Origin of the sequence: Sphingorhabdus lacus (assembly GCF_009768975.1) — a bacterium.
Classification (GTDB): Bacteria; Pseudomonadota; Alphaproteobacteria; order Sphingomonadales; family Sphingomonadaceae; genus Sphingorhabdus_B; species Sphingorhabdus_B lacus.
This window is the reverse complement of sequence record NZ_CP035733.1, coordinates 2,862,977-2,881,897: the sequence shown is the minus strand read 5'-3', so window position 1 is coordinate 2,881,897 and position 18,921 is coordinate 2,862,977. Positions and strand designations below refer to the sequence as shown.

At 55.3% G+C, this 18,921-nt stretch carries 18 protein-coding genes; 8 read left to right on the top strand and 10 right to left on the bottom strand.

Annotated features, from left to right (window positions below; all coding sequences use genetic code 11):
• Window positions 1-46 precede the first annotated feature (46 nt).
• The 4 genes from EUU25_RS13560 to EUU25_RS13545 are packed head-to-tail and all read left to right on the top strand — an operon-like array spanning window position 47 to window position 3,235.
• Window positions 47-769: a metallophosphoesterase family protein gene (locus tag EUU25_RS13560; RefSeq protein WP_158901815.1), complete on the top strand. Its 723-nt coding sequence runs from the start codon at window positions 47-49 to the stop codon at window positions 767-769.
• Window positions 766-1,758 (top strand): ATP-grasp domain-containing protein, encoded by a 993-nt coding sequence (locus tag EUU25_RS13555; RefSeq protein WP_246162740.1) that lies wholly within the window; start codon window positions 766-768, stop codon window positions 1,756-1,758. Before EUU25_RS13560 ends, EUU25_RS13555 begins: the two co-directional genes overlap by 4 nt.
• Entirely contained in the window at window positions 1,755-2,669 is a 915-nt protein-coding gene (locus EUU25_RS13550; protein WP_158901813.1) for an NAD-dependent epimerase/dehydratase family protein, read from the top strand. Before EUU25_RS13555 ends, EUU25_RS13550 begins: the two co-directional genes overlap by 4 nt.
• On the top strand, window positions 2,666-3,235 hold the full coding sequence (locus EUU25_RS13545; protein WP_158901811.1) for a sugar transferase: 570 nt from the start codon (window positions 2,666-2,668) through the stop codon (window positions 3,233-3,235). Before EUU25_RS13550 ends, EUU25_RS13545 begins: the two co-directional genes overlap by 4 nt.
• Window positions 3,236-3,321: 86 nt before the next feature.
• On the opposite strand, the gene EUU25_RS13540 is transcribed toward EUU25_RS13545, so the two are convergent.
• Window positions 3,322-4,047: a LuxR C-terminal-related transcriptional regulator gene (locus EUU25_RS13540; RefSeq protein WP_158901809.1), complete on the bottom strand. Its 726-nt coding sequence runs from the start codon at window positions 4,045-4,047 to the stop codon at window positions 3,322-3,324.
• An 801-nt stretch (window positions 4,048-4,848) separates the two neighbouring features.
• Here EUU25_RS13540 and EUU25_RS13535 point away from each other — a divergent pair.
• Window positions 4,849-6,420 (top strand): hypothetical protein, encoded by a 1,572-nt coding sequence (locus EUU25_RS13535; RefSeq protein ID WP_158901807.1) that lies wholly within the window; start codon window positions 4,849-4,851, stop codon window positions 6,418-6,420.
• Between the two features lie 48 nt (window positions 6,421-6,468).
• On the opposite strand, the gene EUU25_RS13530 is transcribed toward EUU25_RS13535, so the two are convergent.
• Window positions 6,469-7,758, bottom strand: coding sequence for a hypothetical protein (locus EUU25_RS13530; RefSeq protein WP_158901805.1), 1,290 nt, complete (start codon window positions 7,756-7,758; stop codon window positions 6,469-6,471).
• A gap of 92 nt (window positions 7,759-7,850) precedes the next feature.
• Between EUU25_RS13530 and EUU25_RS13525 the strand changes: the two genes are divergently transcribed.
• A complete protein-coding gene (locus EUU25_RS13525) occupies window positions 7,851-8,186 on the top strand; it encodes a hypothetical protein (protein ID WP_158901803.1) in 336 nt (111 codons plus the stop codon).
• A 297-nt stretch (window positions 8,187-8,483) separates the two neighbouring features.
• Here the strand turns inward: EUU25_RS13525 and virB11 are convergent, their stop codons facing one another.
• Genes virB11 through EUU25_RS13485 form a run of 8 tightly spaced genes read right to left on the bottom strand, consistent with a single transcriptional unit; the run spans window position 8,484 to window position 15,987 of the window.
• Entirely contained in the window at window positions 8,484-9,473 is a 990-nt protein-coding gene (virB11, locus tag EUU25_RS13520; RefSeq protein WP_158901801.1) for a P-type DNA transfer ATPase VirB11, read from the bottom strand.
• Window positions 9,470-10,618, bottom strand: coding sequence for a TrbI/VirB10 family protein (locus EUU25_RS13515; protein WP_246162738.1), 1,149 nt, complete (start codon window positions 10,616-10,618; stop codon window positions 9,470-9,472). Before EUU25_RS13515 ends, virB11 begins: the two co-directional genes overlap by 4 nt.
• Entirely contained in the window at window positions 10,615-11,385 is a 771-nt protein-coding gene (locus EUU25_RS13510) for a TrbG/VirB9 family P-type conjugative transfer protein (protein WP_158901799.1), read from the bottom strand. The genes EUU25_RS13515 and EUU25_RS13510 overlap by 4 nt, the downstream gene beginning before the upstream one ends.
• Window positions 11,382-12,596: a TrbL/VirB6 family protein gene (locus EUU25_RS13505; RefSeq protein ID WP_158901797.1), complete on the bottom strand. Its 1,215-nt coding sequence runs from the start codon at window positions 12,594-12,596 to the stop codon at window positions 11,382-11,384. The genes EUU25_RS13510 and EUU25_RS13505 overlap by 4 nt, the downstream gene beginning before the upstream one ends.
• A complete protein-coding gene (locus EUU25_RS13500) occupies window positions 12,593-15,010 on the bottom strand; it encodes a VirB4 family type IV secretion/conjugal transfer ATPase (protein ID WP_158901795.1) in 2,418 nt (805 codons plus the stop codon). Before EUU25_RS13500 ends, EUU25_RS13505 begins: the two co-directional genes overlap by 4 nt.
• A gap of 10 nt (window positions 15,011-15,020) precedes the next feature.
• Window positions 15,021-15,302, bottom strand: coding sequence for a VirB3 family type IV secretion system protein (locus EUU25_RS13495; protein ID WP_143777037.1), 282 nt, complete (start codon window positions 15,300-15,302; stop codon window positions 15,021-15,023).
• Window positions 15,303-15,305: 3 nt separating this feature from the next.
• On the bottom strand, window positions 15,306-15,611 hold the full coding sequence (locus tag EUU25_RS13490) for a TrbC/VirB2 family type IV secretion system protein (protein ID WP_158901793.1): 306 nt from the start codon (window positions 15,609-15,611) through the stop codon (window positions 15,306-15,308).
• 4 nt (window positions 15,612-15,615) lie between these two features.
• Window positions 15,616-15,987, bottom strand: coding sequence for a lytic transglycosylase domain-containing protein (locus tag EUU25_RS13485; protein WP_158901791.1), 372 nt, complete (start codon window positions 15,985-15,987; stop codon window positions 15,616-15,618).
• Window positions 15,988-16,392: 405 nt separating this feature from the next.
• On the opposite strand from EUU25_RS13485, the gene EUU25_RS13480 reads away from it, so the two are divergent.
• Window positions 16,393-17,748, top strand: a complete 1,356-nt coding sequence (locus tag EUU25_RS13480) for a pectate lyase family protein (protein ID WP_158901789.1) — start codon at window positions 16,393-16,395, stop codon at window positions 17,746-17,748.
• Between the two features lie 23 nt (window positions 17,749-17,771).
• Complete coding sequence (locus tag EUU25_RS13475; protein WP_158901787.1) at window positions 17,772-18,917, top strand: glycosyltransferase family 4 protein; 1,146 nt, start codon at window positions 17,772-17,774, stop codon at window positions 18,915-18,917.
• Window positions 18,918-18,921 lie beyond the last annotated feature (4 nt).

Genomic DNA, 18,921 nt, shown 5'->3' with positions numbered 1-18,921 from the left:
CGAACTGGCCTCCCCGGCCTCAGGCAATTAGAATAAGGTTTGGTTTGTGCGCATAGCGGTTATCAGCGATATCCATTCTGCCTACGCCCCCTTTGCCACGGCCTTGTCGGATGCACGGGCCGCCGGATTTGATCAACTCATCCTGCTGGGTGATATCTTCACTTACGGGATCGACCCGAAAGCGTGTGCGGAACTCGCGGCTGAGGCGATCACCAAAGACGGGGCGCTTCTGGTGGGTGGGAACCATGACCAGCTTTATATTGATATGGAGAATGGTCGGACCGACTATTTCGACCGGATGCCCGAATGGATCAAGCAATCAGCCGATTGGACGTGGCAGCAACTGGGCAAGCATTGGCCCGACACGCTGCCCATCGTGCAGGAATGGCATAGTGGCCCGCTGTTCATGGCGCACGCCAACCCCTTTGGTTATGGCGACTGGACCTATATGTCGGGCGATGCCGAAATGGCGCGCGCCGCGGAAGTGTGTGCGCAGCGCGGCTATCGCTATGGCGTCTTCGGGCATCTGCACCGCAGCCGCCATTATGCCGATGCCAACGCTGAAATCCATGTCGTAGGCGCCGTTGGCCAACCCCGTTCGGTCGACGACCGCACACCGCATTGGGCCATGATTGAACTGGACAACGAAAAATTGACACTTGTCCGGCATAATATAGCCTTCGACGCCGCGGCCCATTGCCGCAAAATCCGTCAGCATCCTGCTTTTTCGCCCAGCACCAAAGACAAATTATGTGGATTTTTTGAATGATGAAGATTGTAGTTACAGGCGCCGGCGCGGTTCTGGGACAGGGGATCATAAAGTCGCTCAAGTCAGCGTCGTTGCCCATCCAGATCATTGCGCTTGACCCCAATGCGTTGTCGGCAGGGCTACACTGGACCGATGATGCGCGCCTGATCCCGATGGCGACCGATCCCGACTATATTCCCCGGATTGAAGCAATTCTGGACGAAGTGCGTCCCGATGCCGTGCTGGTCGGCACCGATGTTGAACTCGCCCTCTTCGCGCAGAAACGCGCGGAATGGGAGGCTCGGTTCAACACGCATATTCTCGTCAGCGCCGCCGATGTGATCGAGATTGCCGACGACAAATACCAGACCGCCCAGTTCCTCGAAGCGCACGGGCTGTCCAATCCACAATCGGTGCGCGCCGAAGATAGCGCCGCGCTGGAGCAGCTGATCGAAAGCATTGGCTTTCCCCTAATCGTCAAACCACGCCGCGGCGCACGCGCCGTAGGTGTGTCGAAGGTGCACAACCGGACCGAACTCGACGAAGCGCTGCGCGGGCGGCAGGACCTTGTTGTCCAGCAAATGGCTGGCGAGGACGATCAGGAATATACCGCTGGCGTGCTGTTCTTCGACGATAAGGTGCAGGCCTCCATCGTGCTACGACGCGATCTTCGGGACGGGAATACTTATCGCGCCTATTCCGGCGACTTCCCGGACTATGAGAAATATGTCCATGATCTCGCCCACGCACTGAAACCCTATGGCCCGACCAATTTCCAGTTCCGCGTGGATGCACATGGCGTCCCACGCCTCTTCGAAATCAACGCGCGCTTTTCAGGAACGACGCCGATGCGCGCGCTGTTCGGATTTAACGAGGTCGAACTTTGCCTGCGCAAGCTAATCCTGGGTGAAGATATCGCGCCGCCAACGATCCGGCACGGAACGGTTATCCGGTTCTTGGAAGAACAATTTCTCGACCACAGCCAAATCGCGGCAGTGGGGCAGCCGTGACCGGACAGCGGATTGCCGTCACGGGTGCAAGTGGCGCGATCGGCAGCCGCCTGATCGCTCTGTTAAAGAGCCGCGGTTTTTCGGTCGTTGCGCTGCAACGCGATGCCGGTTTTACCCATGGCGAAGACATCGACATTCGCCCGTTCACGCTTGCCGACAGCGTCGAAACCATGGCCGAACATCTGCACGACGTCGATCAACTCGTGCATTTGGCCGCAATCATTCCGGGCAAGGTCCCGGGCGACGAGGGTGATGCTGCCCTCTGGAACGTCAACGTTCTCGGCACACAAAGGCTGGTCGAAGCAATGGCGCTGGCAAAGGTCAAGCGTCTGGTGCTGACCGGCACAGCCAATGTCTACCGCTCGGACCAGGCCGAGGCTTCGGAAGAATCTCCCTTCGGACCACAGTCGCGGGTATTGTATCTGGCATCTAAAGCAGCTCAAGAATGGCTCGCTGCCAGCATGTGCAACGAACATGATATAGATCATGCTATCCTACGTATATCCTCGGTCATCGGCGATGGCCGGAGCATCATAGACAAGCTGGCGTGTGACCTTGCCAGCGGCATCCCTGTGCACATTCAAGACGGCGCCGCATTTGGTGCCGATTTTATCGATTGTGAAGATGTGTGCGCCGGCTTGCTGCTCGCCGTCGAAACCGAATTGAACGGCGTCTATAACCTGTCTTCGGGCAAGCGCACTGAATTGATCGACATTGTGATTAAATTGGCTGAAATTCTAGGCCGACCGTCAGACGCCATCCAGATGGTGCACGCCAACCGTGCTCCGGATACAGGCTTCCCCGCCATTAACAGCGACCGTCTGCAAAGTTTCGGTTTCGCACCAAAGCCCTTGTTCACGGTACTGCAGCGCATAGCCGAGTCCGCTACCAGCAGGGTGAAGACCGCATGACCGTCATAATAAGTGCCTTGCGCCGTATATTGGCAGCCGTCGCGCTCGTAGCTTTGCTTCCTGTCAATTTGATCATCGCGGCACTGTTGCGGATCATGCAGGGGAAGAATGTCCTGTTCCGGCAAACGCGTTCCGGCTTGGGCAGCAAGCCCTTCACGCTGGTTAAGTTTCGCACGATGCGCGACCTGCGCGATGCCGAAGGCCATTTGCTCCCCGATGAAGACCGGGTCACGGGCATTGGCACATTTTTGCGGAAAACCCGTCTTGATGAGCTTCCCAGTCTGTGGAATGTCGTCAACGGCGATATTGCCATTGTCGGTCCGCGCCCGTTGTTACCGGAAACGATCGCCAGTCTTGGCGAACGGGGTGTAAAACGCGGATCGGTTCCTCCCGGCTTGACCGGCTGGGCACAGGTCAACGGTAATACACTGTTGTCTCTCGACGAGAAAATTGCGCTCGACCTTTGGTATATCGACAACGGCCATTGGCGGACGGATCTGTCGATATTGATCTCCACCCTTGGGGTGATGGCTGCAGGTGAAAAGCGTCGGCGTCTGCAATCCTGACACAGAAAAGCCGGAATATCCTTTCGGATATCCCGGCTTCTATCTTTTGCTTTGACCAGCCGCGAACCGGCTAGTGCACTGACCAATTATTCTGCAGCGACCTGGACGTCGTCGTAGTTCATTTCGTCATCCATTTCCTTGACGTCGTCGGCCACAACCTGAACGCCATTGTTGAAAGCCCAAATCGCAGCTTGCGTGCGATTGCTGACCCGCAGCTTACGCAAGATCGCTTTGACATAGACCTTCACAGTCGCTTCGCTGATTTCGAGGCGACGTGCGATAACCTTGTTGGCATGGCCAACAAGCAGATAACGCAAGGTGGTGATTTCACGCTCCGACAGGATACGCGTAACATCGGGGTTACGCGCAAATTGGGGAACCTGGCTTTTTTCTTCCATGCCGGAAAGATGCTGCGCCAACTGGCTCGGCATTACCTTTTCGCCCATGGCAACGAGGCGGAGCGACTTCATCAAGGCATCCAGGCTGATTTCCTTGACGATATAGCCATCAACGCCATATTTGAAGGCGTCGACAACTTCTTCAAGGTCAAACTGGTCCGAGAGCACGACTTTGCGCGACTTCGGGAAGCTGGCGTTCAGCGCTTCCAATTCACTTTCAAGGTGATCGGTCGTGCTGTTGTCCAGAATGAACAGATTTGGAGAGTCATCCTCGGCATTCGCGAGCAGGAACGATGTCCCGCTTTCAACGGAAGCCTGTACCGAAAAATTTTCTTCGGCTAGAATGCGGCGGAGGCCTTCACGAGCAAGAGAATTCTTGCCTACTACTACGGCGGATAAAATTGCATCGGTCATCAAACGTACCTTGTCCAGAAGATTTCACGTTTGCGACCCACGTAAACTTTACTTTTTGGTAAGTTTCTTAAAGTTATATAACTTCCGCAGACCTGTCGACCCCCAAAGGGCCATTTTTGGGCCAATTTTGCATTTTTTTGCAGGTGCGAGATAACCATTTAAATGTCTGATAATTAAAAGAATATTTCAATTCTTTGTATGAATTCGTCAGTGTCGTACCATAGTGGGACACCCATCTATCCAAAGGTAAATAGCCGTAAAAGACGTCTGCCTAGCCATTTTGGATAAGTGATTCGTTTTGGTGATTCGCACGTTAACCATCTTTCTCGTCCCATTTTTCGGCCATCATTGCAACGGATTGTAACAAATGTTGCCCGTTTCGATCCCGGAAACGCGCAAAAGCGGTACTCCAACCCTCAGGCATTAGCGAATTTGTGGCCTGGATACCGATAATCTAATGCTGCCCCAGCTCGTGAGTGGGCTCAATTTTCTCAGTTTAAAGTATTTCGGGACAGAAAAAGGCACCGCATCGGAAAAAATCCAATAGATTCAATGAAGTGGAAGATTTTACCCTTCTATCCCTTTGAATCTAAATATAAATGCAGAATTGAGCCCGGATTTAAGAGATCTCTTCGAAATTTTATCCAGCTAAATTCATTCAGATAGCCAGTCCGCTCATTAATCATTGCGTTACTATCTTTACTAACATAGTGTTACTATTTTAAAGGCACTTTCAACTTCTTCCCGTTTTCGCCCTCATTTGACCTGGCGAACGGAGGATCGAGATTTGGAGCCTTTATCATGTCACGTCGCACTTGCCGTCGTTCCGCCGGCACTCAACACACATTGGTCTCGTCCGAGATGTTGCCGTCTCAACCGGTGCGCGGGCCCGGCCGTTCCGAAAAACTGTTTACGTTATTGATCACCATCACCGCGATTATTTGCACGCAAATTCCGGCCGACGTTTTCGGGCAAACATATAACCCGTCCAAACTACCATCGGGGGCGCAACGCGCCTTTCCAAGTGCCGAAGGTTTTGGCGCGGCATCTGTAGGTGGGCGGGGCGGACGGGTGATCCCTGTCACGACGCTTGCCGATTCCGGCGCGGGGTCTTTACGCGAATGCATGATGGCAACCGGACCGCGCACGTGCGTGTTTCGTGTGGCTGGCACGATTGAACTGTTGCGGCAGATCAAACCCACCTCCGGCAATCTGACCATTGCTGGCCAAACCGCCCCGGGCGGCGGTATCGCCATCAAGAACCATCCGTCCAACCTGACGGGATCGCCCTTCTACTTCAATAAGCCCCATAATATTGTCCGCCACATCCGGATCCGTCCCGGCCCCACCAGCGGTACAAAGCAGGATACCACGGACAGCATCACTATCGATGCCGGTGCACCACACACGATCATCGACCATGTCTCGCTGTCTTGGGCCACCGACGAGCCATTCAACACAACCAAGACCGCTTCCAATGTCACCATCCAATGGTCGCTGGTTTATGAAGGGCTAAGCAAATCGACCCATATTTCCGGTGAACATGCGAAAGCTATGTTCCTGGAGGGCGATAATATTACCGCACACCATGTCTTCATGGCGCATGCCACCGACCGTATGCCCAATGCAGGTGTCGGCAGCCGCGTCGACTTCGTAAATCTGATTTCATACAATATGCGCGAGAAAGCACATCAATACTTCTCCATGAAGCAGAAGCAGAGCGCAGCGACAAGCGGCTTGACCCGGCAAGTCAATGCCATCGGCAACTGGGTATCCATGGGGCCCAATTCGCTTCGGGGTTTGCGTATTTATGGCGGCAATTATGACGAACAGTTTTCGACAAACCCGGGCTTTGCAAAATTCTATCTCTACCAGAATATAGACGGACGCCGAAAAAGCCCGACACTCGACGAGAAGCTGTTTCTAGATCCCGCCGATTGGAAATATGTTCAAACAAACCCCATAGGAGCATTGAGCGCTCAGATCTTCAGTCCGGCAGATCAAGCTGTCCGCGACATTATGGCTTTTGCGGGGGCATTCCCCCGCGACAGCGCAGACAGACGTGTCCTGCAAGGCTTTACATCATGCATGGGTGCCATAATCGACCATCCGGCGCAGGTTGGCGGCTGGCCCGTTCTGGCGGGCGGGGTACCCTATGTGGATGCTGACGCGGACGGGATGGACGACAATTGGGAAAAGAGCCGCAACATCACCAATGGCACTGCAGACGCCGATGGCGACGGCTACAGCAACCTTGAAGAGTTTTTAAATGAGATGGCCGGGGATCAGGATAGCGCAGGCAATTTCATTAGCCGTGTCGGCGCAGGCACCAGTCCGATACCGCCAGTAAATTGCAACATCATACCCTTATGACGCTCGATGTGGCTGGAAGAGACATGCGTGTCCCCGCCCTGGAATTAGTCAGACAGCGATACCGCAGTTCGGAGCAGGTACAACACCTGAGCCTGCACCTACACGATTGATCAGGTTGCCCGCAGAGTCTTGGTCACCCGCCAATTCGTTCAGAAATTCTTCCAAATTGGTGTAACCATCGCCATCGGCATCCGCCGTGCCACTGCTCACGCCGCGGGAAGCTTCCCAAACATCGTCCATGCCATCGCCGTCCGCATCCGCATAGGGCGTGCCTGTAGCCAATGATGGCCAACCGCCAACTTGGCTCGGGTCATCAATAATCGAACCGCGGCAGTTGAGGAAATCAAGCAGCACGCGCTGGTCGGAAATGTCCCGTGGAAAGGCGCCTGCGAAAGAGGTGACGTCGCGCACACCTTGTGCGGCAGAGGAGAAGAGTTCGACCGACAACAACCCGATGGGGCTGCTTTGGATATAACGCCAATCGGCCGGATCGAAGAAGAGGCGATCATCCAGACTCGTCGACTGGCGACGCCCGTCAATATTGCCCGACAGGTAAAATTGGGCAAATCCCGGATTGGTCGAATATTGCTCGTCGTAATTCCCGCCGTAAATCGACGTACCGCGCATCGAATTGGGGCCCATGGATACCCAGTTGCCCACAATATTCGCCTGACGGGTCAAACCGCTGGTGGCGCTGCCCTGCTTTTGCAGCATCGAGAAATATTGGTGCGCCTTTTCCTTCATATTGTAGCTCACAATATTCACAAAATCGACGCGGCTGCCGACACCCGCATTGGGCATGCGGTCAGTCGCATGCGCGACCAGCACATGATGCACTGTAATATTGCTGCCTTCGACAAACATTCCCTTGGCATGTTCGCCCTGAATATGTGTCGATTTGCTCAGACCTTCATAGACAAGTGACCATTGCACGGTGATATTTGCCGAAGCCTTGGTCGAATTGAATGGCTCGTCGGTCGCCCAAGATAGAGAGACATGGTCGATGATGGTATAATCCGCACCTGCATCAACCGTGATACTGTCGGTAGTGTCCTGCTTTGTCCCGCTGGTTGCGCCGGGACGGATCCGGATGTGGCGGATAATGTTATTTGGCTGCGACAGATAAATGGGCGATCCGGTCAGGTTTGACGGATCATTGCGGATCGCGATCCCGCCACCCGGCGCAGTCTGACCGGCAACGGTCAAATTGCCGGACGTTGGCTTGATCTGTGAATTGAGAACAATAGTGCCCGATACGCGGAAAACGCATGTGCGTGCACCAGTCGCCATCATGCATTCGCGCAGCGAACCTGCGCCCGAATCGGCGAGTGTAGTCACGGGAATCACACGTCCGCCACGGCCACCTGTTGCGGCAGCACCAAATCCTTGCGCGGTCGGAAATGCACGCTGCCGTCCGTCCGGTAACTTGGATGGGCTATAGACGCCTGCCGTCGTTGGAGGAGGCGGAGGTGGGGGTGCCGGCGGTGGCGGTGGCGGTGGTACCGGCACCGGAGGAGGAGGTGGTGGTGGTGGTGGTGGTGGAGGAGGCGCGGGCGGCGGAGCCGGCGTCGGAGGTGGTGACGGCGGCGGCGTTGTTGTCGGCGGAGGCGACGGAGGCGGTACCTCCGCTGGTGGCGGAGAAGGCGTGGGCGGGACCACTACAACAGGAGGGGGAGGTGTCGAGCTCGATGGTGGTGCGCTACCGCTACCGCCACCAGCACCACCGCCGCCGCAACCCGACAGAGCGAGAGCGAAGACAAGTGTAGAAGAACCGACGACGATGCGTCCGCGACGTTGCATTGGTTTGCGACCTCTGGCCATATGGATTGGACCCGTGCCTTTGTTTCTTTGTAAGCATCGAGTATGCGAAGTTACCTAATTAGAAGTAGGCGATTATGGTTAACAAACTGTGAAAGAAACAGCGCGTCGGCCACACGTTGTTTATTATCGGTCAGTTGAAAATGCTCATGAATGGCAGATTAACGCCATTTTTGGAGCATAGAGAGCCGCTTACAACAAAGTCAGTATCATTCCGCCACTTAACCCAAACGGCCAAGCAGAACCTACAAATCCAGGTCTCGCGTCATCACAATGGAACTGATACCCCTTTTGCCTTCCTGACGCTCTAATTGGACCACAATATCGATCACAAAGCGGGCATATTCGATCACATCCTGACGACTCAGCCCGATTCCCGATTGCATCACCATCAACGCCAACTGCTCGATGGCACCACGTGGTGAGTTGGCGTGGATAGTAGAAAAGCTTCCGGGATGACCGGTGTTGATTGCGCGCAGAAAGCTGACGGATTCGCTGCCGCGCAACTCACCCAGCACGATACGGTCGGGCCGCAGGCGTAACGCGGCCTGCAACAGGTCATTTGTGTTGATGCGCGCGACGCCCATATCGCCCTTCATCGCAACCAAGCCAACCGAGTTGGGGTGCGACAAGCGTATTTCCGGCGTGTCTTCCACCAGAACGATACGCTCGGACATGGGCACTTCGGCGAGGAGCGCATTGAGGAAGCTTGTTTTACCCGTCGATGTACCGCCGCTGATCAGGATGGTTTTACGGGCATGGATAGCCTGCTGCAGAAAGGCGATCGGGTCGCTTTTGGCCAGCATGACCGCCGGCTCGGCGGCCGGGGCAAGCTTCGTGGAAAAGGCCGAGAGCGGCATCGCCTTGATCTTGTGGCGGCGGATGGCGATGACCCAGTCGCCGCGCGTTGCTGACGGCGCGATAACCTGCACACGGGCACCGTCTTCGAGCACGGCGGATAGCAGAGGGTTCTCCCGGTTCACGCCCTGGTTGTTCACACGGGCAATTTGTGTGGCCAGTCGTTCAATCAATCGGCTATCAATTTGCGGCACAAGTGCGCATTCCATTTTGCCGGGGCCAGCGCGCTCCACCCATATTTCGCCGGGGCGGTTGATCAGTATTTCGGTTACATCATCCTGGTTCAGCCACGGCTGAAGTGGCGCAAAATAGGCCTCGAGATAAGACTGCGCGACCTTCTCGCCGCTGTCCTCAGGTGTGACCGGCCGAACGCTCAAAGATTGGCACCCAGGGCGTCAGTAAAGTCCAAATCCCGCGCCACAAAGATCTTAACAGCCTGTCCCTGCACCACGCGGATAGTAGGTGGTATGTTGGCACTACTCTGCGCCGCCACAGACGCCGCGCTGGTGCCGGATGCGATCACCACGCCATCATTTGATCGCGAGCCAAGCGCACCCACCACTGACAACAGAATCGCAGCACCAAAACGCTGGAAGAAATGGCTGTTCACTTTACCGGGCAGCCCGGTTTGCCCGGCCCCGTCCGTTCCGGGTGAACCCAGGTCGATGGATATTCCATCGGGGCGTATCGCGCGCGTCCAAATGACATAGGCACGCTTCTGCCCGGCGGCGACGCCGCTTTTATATTGCCCGATCAAGCGCGACCCGCGCGGTAACAGGACAGTCTTGTTGTCAAAACTTCGGACATCCTGACTGACGAAAGCACGGGTATATCCAGGCAAGTCGGAGTTTATCGCTGTTTCCAGAACCGCCGGAATGAGAGTCCCTGCAACGATCGTAGCAGCCGGGTTCGCCATGGGCGTCGCACTGCTGCTTCCGCCTTCGCCAGCGCGCATTCCGAAAAGTTCGTCATTGTTCAAACCGATTGGCGTGGTTTGCACGTCGCCGGCCGATGCCTGGCGGCTGGCATTGCGTCGCTGCAAACGGTCGGCATAATCGTCCAATATAAGCGCCGGGGAGCGCGGATCGGTCGTTCTAGGTTCATAATTTGTTGAAGGGGACGGCAGAACAGTTGCCATTGGCGGCGGAGTAACTGGAGGCACACTCTGGCCACCGGGCACCGTACTTGGCTGCACACCCATGACCGAATTACCCAATGGATCAACCAGCGTCACTGCATTTTGCGGAACATTTGGCGGCTGAAGCTCGGCAATTGCCGGCATTTCTTCGTCCTGTTTTGGTTGGGGGCTTGCGGTCTGTCGCGCCTCGGACATTAAATAGAGAGTCAGCGCGCCTAACGCCACGGCACCAAACATGCCGCCCCAAATCGCAAAGCCGTCTTTGCCGCGCTTCTGGTTTGCGACTACCGGAAAACGGTTGGTCGATGCCTCTTCGAGGCTTTCATCATCAAGCGTAGTCCTTGGATCACGCTCATCATGGATGCCTTTCGTGATCGTTTTCAATTCCCGTTCTCCATTTTAGGCTGAACAGGATCGGGTAAGGTTATCCTATCCAACCGCGCTCTGGCCTTACCCAAACGAAGCATCAATGCGCTGGGTACGAAATCAATAACAAAATAATCATTCTGCGCGAGTTGATTCACAAGGCTTTCCGTGCCGTCGGCGCTAATCGAATAGATCGCTGGCGGAGAAACTGCTTTGGGCCAACGCAGATAGGTCAAAGTGCCATCATCGAATATTTCACTTGGCCATAGGCTTTCCTTCCCACTCTTGGCCCAGCTTAAATTGATCTTAGGTGACGGGTCGGTCGCCGTCTCACTGAGCGCTTCAGGTGGAATACCGGTCAGGTCCGGAACTTCCGATACAACCGGATCGGGCGGATAGATGAAGCGCATCGTGTAAATGGGCACTGCCTTCGGATTGGTCGAATTCAGCTCGAACAAATAGGTTCGACGGTCCGTGACCACGGTCAGATTGGTGACCTTCTTTGTTGCGATAGGCTTGATGAACAGAATGTTCGCACGTTTGTTCGGCGTAATCTGCCAATTGGAACCATCGCCAACGGCGATATTTTCAATCCGCTCTTCTTCCCCAAATAATATCGCGGTCTGAATGCCCATAACGCCTGCGATGGGATAGACTGTCTCTGGCGAGTAATGGCGTTCAACGACGCGACTATCAGCGCTTTGCATTGCAAAGGACGGCTGAAGGCCGAAGGCGACAAAAACGAGTAGCGCCATCAGAAAAACAGGGCGTCGCAACTTGCTCATACCGTACTTTCCCGCTTTAAACGCACAGCGCCAATAGTTGCGGGTCGGAATTTGCGACCCAGTGCTTGTGTAACATCATTCGATTCCCGTTTACCCGTGCCTACACTGCTCACCATGTCGCCGGTATTAACGGAAAAGTTTCGGGCGAAGCCCGCGCGTTCCGATGTCTCTGATGCCGGCGATGGCATAGCCGATTGATCGACCGCACGCAGGATCGATTGCGTCCGTTGATCTGGCCCGGACTCTACCGATGATGCGGGCGCCGATGCAGCCATGGAGGATGCCGCAACGGCGGCAGCGGCACTCGCAGCATTTGCGTTGTCGGAACTTGATGCGCCAGCCTCTGGTTCTGCCCAGGGAAGGCGCCAGCCGGAGACAAGTGTTGTCGATAATTTGATGGCCATCAGCATCAGCGCAACATGAACGGACGCCGCGAGAAATATGTTCACCGCGATGCGCATATCAATCTCACCGTTCAACTTAGCCAATTCCACCACCAAGGGTCGGATCAGCGCCAGCGTTCCGCCACCCAGCAGAACCGCGAACAAGGGCGTCACGGCGAGCATGACGACAGCTTTCATCCAGCCGACAAACAACCCACGTGTACCAGAAAACAAGGCCAATATGATGAAAATGGGTCCCAATGCCAGCATCAGGGCCAAGGCCATGCGCGCGACTATGAGGACACCAACCGTGCCCAGCAAAAGCATCAAAGCGCCGAGCCAGAGCAAGTCGCCTTCTGCCGACATGACGCCGGCCGCACCCTCCGGTCCAACGCCTGCGGTGCGCGATTGCAAGGCAACTTGTGCAATTGCCTGGAACATGATGTCCAACTGCCGCGAGAACATATAGGTCGCGCTGCCTTTGGTGTTCAAAAGTATCTTGGCCAGTTCTTCCGGAGCGCCCAACGCGATATTGAGGACGAAGCTTTGATATCCAATCCAACTGGTCGCAAATGTCAGGATAAGCCCGAGGCCAAGAATGCGCGGAGGCAAGGCCGAAAGACGACCACGACCGCTGAGAAGGCGGAACGCAATTAACGCCACATATATGGTCAGTATAGTTGTCAGCGCCCAACCAAGCGCGCCGCCGGGGCCGAAAAAGCGGTTGAACGCATATTCAATGATACGCTCGCTGTTGCAGTCAATATACTGCAGCCCGGCGGTTATCCCTTGCTCTTTCAAGCCAGTCGGTTGGCAGAACTGGCTCATTGGGCGAATTCCGACAAATCGAGCAAGATGTTCGGATCACCCGGCCACGGCGTCTTGGTCAGATGCTCATACCATTTTTCAGGCTTGTCGCCGTAGCTTTCGCGTAAACTGTCCAGCGCCCGCACGCTGGACTCGCGGCCGGACAGTATAGTCAGAATGTCAGGCATCTGGCCCAAATCAAGACGGACAACCACGCTGTGATTGGGTTTCCGGATCAAGAAGCACCGGCTGTGAACAGGCAGAGTTCGAACGAGCGACAACTCATGGTCGCTCAAACCAAAACCACCGCAATAATCCTCGGGCTTTGCGCGGCTGTTGGGCATGAATATCTGCGTCGCGGTTTGCTCGACAATCGCCGATGATACCTTGCTATCTAGGGCGTCCCGCGCGCTCTGCGTGCCGAAACCGACAATCGCATTGCGTTTACGCAATGTCTTCAACCAATCGCGTAGCCGTGCTGCAAAAACCGGATCGTCCAGTACTTTCCAGCCCTCATCGATCATGATCATCGCGGGACTTCCATCCAGTCGTTCATCGACACGGTGGAAGAGGTACATCATGACCGCTGTACGAATAGCAGGCTGATCAAGCAGGGCTGTCATATCAAAGCCTATGATGCGGTTCGAAAGATCAAGGCCGTCCTGATCATTGTCGAACACCCAGCCTCTGTCGCTGCGGTCCAGCCAGGGACGCAACCGGGATTGCAAATCACCCTCTTCGGGCCGTTTCGTTCCGCCAAGCAATTCGCCGAGATGGCGCAAGGTGCGCAGATGTTCGCCCTGTTCAAAACTTGCGTCGACAGCCGACGCGATGAGCGTTTCATCGGCGGGTGACATGCCCCCCTGCTCCGGGGCCAGAAGACATGCCAACCAGTCGCGCAAAAATGCACGGTTCACCGGACTGTCAGGAAGACGCAGCGGATTAAATCCGGTCGAAATGCCTGGGCGCAATTCGACATAGTTCCCGCCCAGTGACCGCAAGAAAATCTCGGCACCGCGATCCTTGTCGAACAGGATGGTCCGCGGCTCAAGCTTCTGCGCCTGCGCGGTGAGGAAATTCATCACCACCGTTTTACCGGATCCGGATGGCCCGATAATACTGAAATGGCCCAAGTCGCCTTCGTGGAAATTGAAGAAATAGGGTGTCGCGCTGGTGGTTTCGAAAATGGTAATTGCGTCGCCCCAATGGTTCCCCTTGGGTTGCCCCATCGGAAAGCCATGCATTGAGATGAAGCTTGCCGCATTGATAGTTGAGATCATCGCTCCGCGGGCAATATACATTTCGTTGCCGGGAAACTGCGCCCAAAAGGCAGGTTCCAGATTCACATCTTCGCGAACACCGATGGAACCGAAATCCGCAAGTGCCGCAACTGCCTTTGCCGCTGCCTTATCCAAGGATGTTATGTCGTCTGCACGAACCGAAAGCGACAGATGGTGCATCCCAAAACCAATCTGCCCTCCGATCAGTTGGTCCTTTGCGGCAAGCATTTCGCGTCGTTCGCCTGCCACGTCTTCATCGGTTGCCTTCAATCGGCGCAGCGACAGATCGATCCTCTCCTTGGCAACCTGACGGTCGACGGGTGCGAAGCTTTCGGTCAGTGCAAATTCGTGCGGCAGGCGCAGAACATCATCGAGGATACCGACGCGTGTTTCACCGGGATAGTCTTTGACAGAAATCATCGCCGCAAATTCGGAACCACCAGCGCCGCGATATTCGATCGTGTCCAAGCCAAAACTGACACGCTTGTAAGGAATATGATTCCCCAAATCGACATCGTCGTCAGGTTTCAAAACCGCGCGCATTTCACCATTGTACAGAGCGGCCAAAAACTCGAGCAGTTCCGAACAGGTTCCGCCGTCGCCTTCATAACAACCAAGATCGCGGACGCCATATTGTTGCAACGCTGCGCTCAGGCCAATCACTGCGCTGTCGAGGTCACGCAACTCCTCCTGAAAAACCGCGTCAAAATGGTTGCGGTTAAACCGGCGGCGCATTCTTTCGAGCAAGCCAACTTTACCACGCGGCGGACGGCGCAAAACCGTCAGGAAAAGTTCATTGGCAAACAAGGTTCGCTTAGCGAGACGTGACGACCACTTCTCTTGCAAATGCGCAGAAAAGGCGCCCGTATATTGCGAAGGCATTTCCGCCGACACGCGACGTCGTATGACGTGGTGATAGACAATGAAGCGTGCATCCAGCGTGCTTCGCAAAATTGTCTCGCGAACGGCCTGCGTATGGTTGAGATGGTCCGCATCTTCCGTTTCAAATGGCAGGCCATTTAAATGGAGCACGCGCATCAAGCTGCCATCACGCAGCTGCAGCGTCACGTCATCGACATGCCGTCGATACGGCAGGCGTTCGCCCGCGCGCTGCTCATATTTGCCCCATGCTGCGGGTCCCCGCCAAGCCATCATTTATTCCAATTCACGGTGCGTAACTGTTGCATCCCCAGCGCTTCCAATTTTTCACACGTGGTGTCCGGGACACTTTTGTGATCCACAAATCGAAAAAACGGGGCTCCCGAAGACACGCCAGATATCCAATTACGTGGACGATCAGTGCGACTCCCAATGCCCAAAAACTACGGGTTATCAGGAATGCTTCGGTTGAAATCACGCCATTGATGACAAAAAAACTATAGGTGACGCCCGCAAACATATGCGGCCGCGTAAGCGATGTAAAAACGGGCGCCTTGCTTAATGCCACAGCTTAACCTGCGCCTGCAGCAGACTGGATGCCGGACACGATTGCGACTGCGCCGAACAAAATGAAGCATCCCAGCACAACAGTCATACCATAGCGCCAGTTCATGCGGCCCGTCAGCATCATGAAGCCAACGGCAGCAACCGCAACGACGGCAGCGGCCGTCGCCACATTGCCCATCAATGTGCCCTGCAGCCATTGTGCAGCGCGGACGATAGGACCGCTACCTGCGGGGTCCTGTTGGGCAAAGGCCGGTGCGGACAGCAGAGCCATCGGCCCGGTGATTGCTATCCGTTTAATCAACTTTCTCATATATTCATTCCTCCAGTGCGCCACCCCACGCAACCCGTTGCCGGATTGCTTCGACATAATTTTGTGTTTCCGCAAAAGGCGGTACCCCTTGATATTGCGCCACGCGCGCAGGCCCTGCATTATAGGCTGCCAGCGCTAGGCGGGTATCGCCGTTAAACTGAGTCAACATAGCCTTCAGATAGCGTGCGCCGCCCTCAAGATTGGCCAGCGCGTCATAAGGGTTCACACCAAGATTGGCGGCCGTCCCAGGCATGAGTTGTGTAAGGCCGACGGCACCTTTGGGTGACCGGGCCGAAGGGTTCCAACGGCTTTCCTGCCAAATCAGGGCTTCGAACAGCAGCGGATCAATGTCATGCTGTTCCGAAATCGTCGTCACAATAATTTTCCATTGCGGCGGCATGATCTTGCGCGTCACGGACGCGGAGTATGCGATGCGATTCTCGGGGGCGATTCGCGACGCAAAATTCGCCGCGTCGGGCTGCGTTAACGTGGTTAACAACCTAGGAGTACTATCTGTCCCAATTTCATACACTTGTGCCGACAAACCGGCGTGCGCGCAGAGCGCAATGCCTGAAAACATCACGAATCTAAAGGGATACCGAAGTGTGCGAAAATGAAAAATCATCCTTGGCGGCATAAAACTTTCCACAAAATTGGCAAGCTTCATGGCTGCTAGAACGGCGATCTCTTGGGTGGTAATTAGGGGTAAGCCCTTTGGCCAATTCACATTGAAACATAAGCAGTGCAAGGTCGCTGTGTCGGATTCTACAAGGATGAAATCATGTCCCCGCTTTCACGTAATGGCGCCATTACCTTTTTTGGTCTTCTGCTCTCAACGACTGTCGCATTTTCGTCTTGCTCGCCCGTAGACGGCCAGACAAAAGGAACGACAGGACCCGCCGCCAGATCAAAGGCGTTTCCTGGTGCTGTAGGCTATGGTGCTGCCGCTCTGGGCGGATTCAAGGGCAAGATTATCCAAGTAACCACGACAGCCGATAATGTCGCCGGTTCCTTGCGCGCATGTGTTGAAGCCGTTGGGCCACGCACCTGCGTATTTCGCGTTGGCGGTATATTCCGTTTCGATGGCACGCCACCCGTTATCAAAAACCCGTACATCACAATTGCTGGCCAAACAGCACCGGGCGGAGGCGTTACGATCGCCCATGACGGTAGCGCCGAGTCCCGCACGCCTCTGCTGATCAAGAACACCAATGACGTGATCGTCCGCCATGTCCGGATCCGCAATGATCGAATTGGTGGGGAGAAGGAATCCGAAGATTCGATAACGATAGAGAACAGCAAATATGTTGTGATCGACCAGGTAAGCGCGAGCTGGGCCCGCGATGAAATCATCAACGGCTATGGGAATAATGACTTCATAACCGTCAGCAATTCGATCTTTTCATACGGCATCCCGAAGCATGACAAATGCGCGCTTTTGGGAAGTGATCCGAAAAATGCGCAGAATTTCAGTTTTATCGGAAACATCTGCGCGCATAATGGTGACCGGAATCCGGACATCAATTTCAAGCCGTCTTCTTGCGTCGAAGTCGTCAACAATGTGTTCTACAATGCCGTGTCCGAATTTGCCGAAGTGTGGGAAACCTACGGAGGCACGCCGGTATCAATTGTCGGCAACAGTTTCAAAGCCGGCATTGACACGACCGATGGCGCTGTAGGAATCATCCGACAAACTGTCGAAAGTACCGGAAACTCGGCGATCTATCTTCATGACAATCAGTTTTTCGGCGCATTTACCGATATTGATGCCTCCGTCGCGGTTGCTCGGCGGAATACGCCGCCCTGCCCCTTGACCGTCAAGCCGATGGCCGCCGGAGTAGCTTATTCATCTGTTCTGGCGAAATCGGGCGCCAAGCCACGGGACGCCATTGATGCCGAGGTCGTCAATGATGTCATCAACAGAACCGGACAGATCGTGATGCTTCCAGGATCCATACCCGCGATATTTGCAGGGACCCCTTATCCGGACGCCGACCGGGACGGCATGGATGACCGCTGGGAAGTCAAAAATGGTGCAAAGGTCGGGGCCGCCGACTCGTGGCTTGACGGCAATCGGGATGGCGTAACCAATTTGGATGCCTTTCTAGATTATCTCCATAAACAGCTTGTGCGCTGAATATCCTCGGTACATCACGCCCTATGAAATCTGGAAGCGTTACAATTGCCTACCCGATGGCGGGCGATAGCCTTGGGGGTAGCCATCATTCCTTGCTGGGATTGCTGAAGGGTCTTGATCCCGAGGTCTACCGACCAGTGATCATATTGGAAAATCCGAACGGTCGTCTGGCAGAGCATTTCGCCGGGTTCGAGCAGCGCCCAGACCCCGCACCTCCGCGCAAAAGCTTTGCCGTCGGGCGCGCGTTCAGTGTTTCGAAATTCGCATCCACATTTACAGGAATTGGGCGCCGGGCCGCATTGCTTCGGGAGATCGGCAGCACGATCGTTCATAGCAATGACGGGCGCACGCACGCCACATGGGCGTTCGCGGCGAAGCGGGCGGGTTGCCAATTGCTATGGCACCATCGCGCTGACCCCTATGCCAAGGGGTTGCGCTATTTGGCCCCGTTCGTTGCCGACCAGATTGTAGCGGTATCGGAATTCTCGCTGTCCGGAATGCGTCCATCCAAGGCGCGGCAGGGTGCGCAGGTTGTTTTTAGCCCGTTCGATGTGGATGTCAAAGCCGACCGAACCGCGATGCGTCAGCGTCTTTTGACGGAATTAGGGGCGCGTGAAGACACCATCATATGTGGCTATTTTGGTAGCTTCATTGATCGTAAGCGCCCTTTGGAATTTATGAATGCCGTCGCCGAGCTACGCGCGATGCAGGATCGACCGGTCGTGGGCGTTCTGTTTGGCGAAACAACCTATCCAGAACTCGAAACGGCTATGCGTGCCCGGATGCAGGAGCCAGACGTTGCAGGCGTGGTTCATATCATGGGCTATCGGTCACCTGGGGTTGACTGGATAGCAGCTGTAGATCTGCTCTTGGTAACGGCTGTCAGCGAGCCCTTAGGGCGAACACTGGTCGAGGCGATGCTCATAGAAACGCCCGTCATTGCAACACGATCGGGCGGCAATCCGGAAGCCATTCTTGCGGGATTGGGCGCGCTCGTCGAACCGGACAACGCCGCTGCGATGGCCCGCGCGGCATTAGACACTTTGAACAATAAAGCCGCATTGGCCGAGATGACATCGCGGGCAAAGGAAAGCGCCAAAGCGCGCTTTTCCGAAGAAACCCACATCGCCAAAATCACGCAAATCTACCGCAATCTTTCTGCGGGATAGAACT

Bases quoted from the DNA above. Each gene is read 5' to 3' on its own strand.
- EUU25_RS13505 (WP_158901797.1), bottom strand. From the start codon at position 12,596: ATGAGCCAGTTCTGCCAACCGACTGGCTTGAAAGAGCAAGGGATAACC.
- EUU25_RS13525 (WP_158901803.1), top strand. From the start codon at position 7,851: ATGGGCTATAGACGCCTGCCGTCGTTGGAGGAGGCGGAGGTGGGGGTG.
- EUU25_RS13535 (WP_158901807.1), top strand. From the start codon at position 4,849: ATGTCACGTCGCACTTGCCGTCGTTCCGCCGGCACTCAACACACATTG.
- EUU25_RS13475 (WP_158901787.1), top strand. From the start codon at position 17,772: ATGAAATCTGGAAGCGTTACAATTGCCTACCCGATGGCGGGCGATAGC.
- EUU25_RS13490 (WP_158901793.1), bottom strand. From the start codon at position 15,611: ATGAGAAAGTTGATTAAACGGATAGCAATCACCGGGCCGATGGCTCTG.
- EUU25_RS13555 (WP_246162740.1), top strand. From the start codon at position 766: ATGATGAAGATTGTAGTTACAGGCGCCGGCGCGGTTCTGGGACAGGGG.
- EUU25_RS13480 (WP_158901789.1), top strand. From the start codon at position 16,393: ATGTCCCCGCTTTCACGTAATGGCGCCATTACCTTTTTTGGTCTTCTG.
- EUU25_RS13545 (WP_158901811.1), top strand. From the start codon at position 2,666: ATGACCGTCATAATAAGTGCCTTGCGCCGTATATTGGCAGCCGTCGCG.
- EUU25_RS13540 (WP_158901809.1), bottom strand. From the start codon at position 4,047: ATGACCGATGCAATTTTATCCGCCGTAGTAGTAGGCAAGAATTCTCTT.
- EUU25_RS13500 (WP_158901795.1), bottom strand. From the start codon at position 15,010: ATGATGGCTTGGCGGGGACCCGCAGCATGGGGCAAATATGAGCAGCGC.
- EUU25_RS13510 (WP_158901799.1), bottom strand. From the start codon at position 11,385: ATGAGCAAGTTGCGACGCCCTGTTTTTCTGATGGCGCTACTCGTTTTT.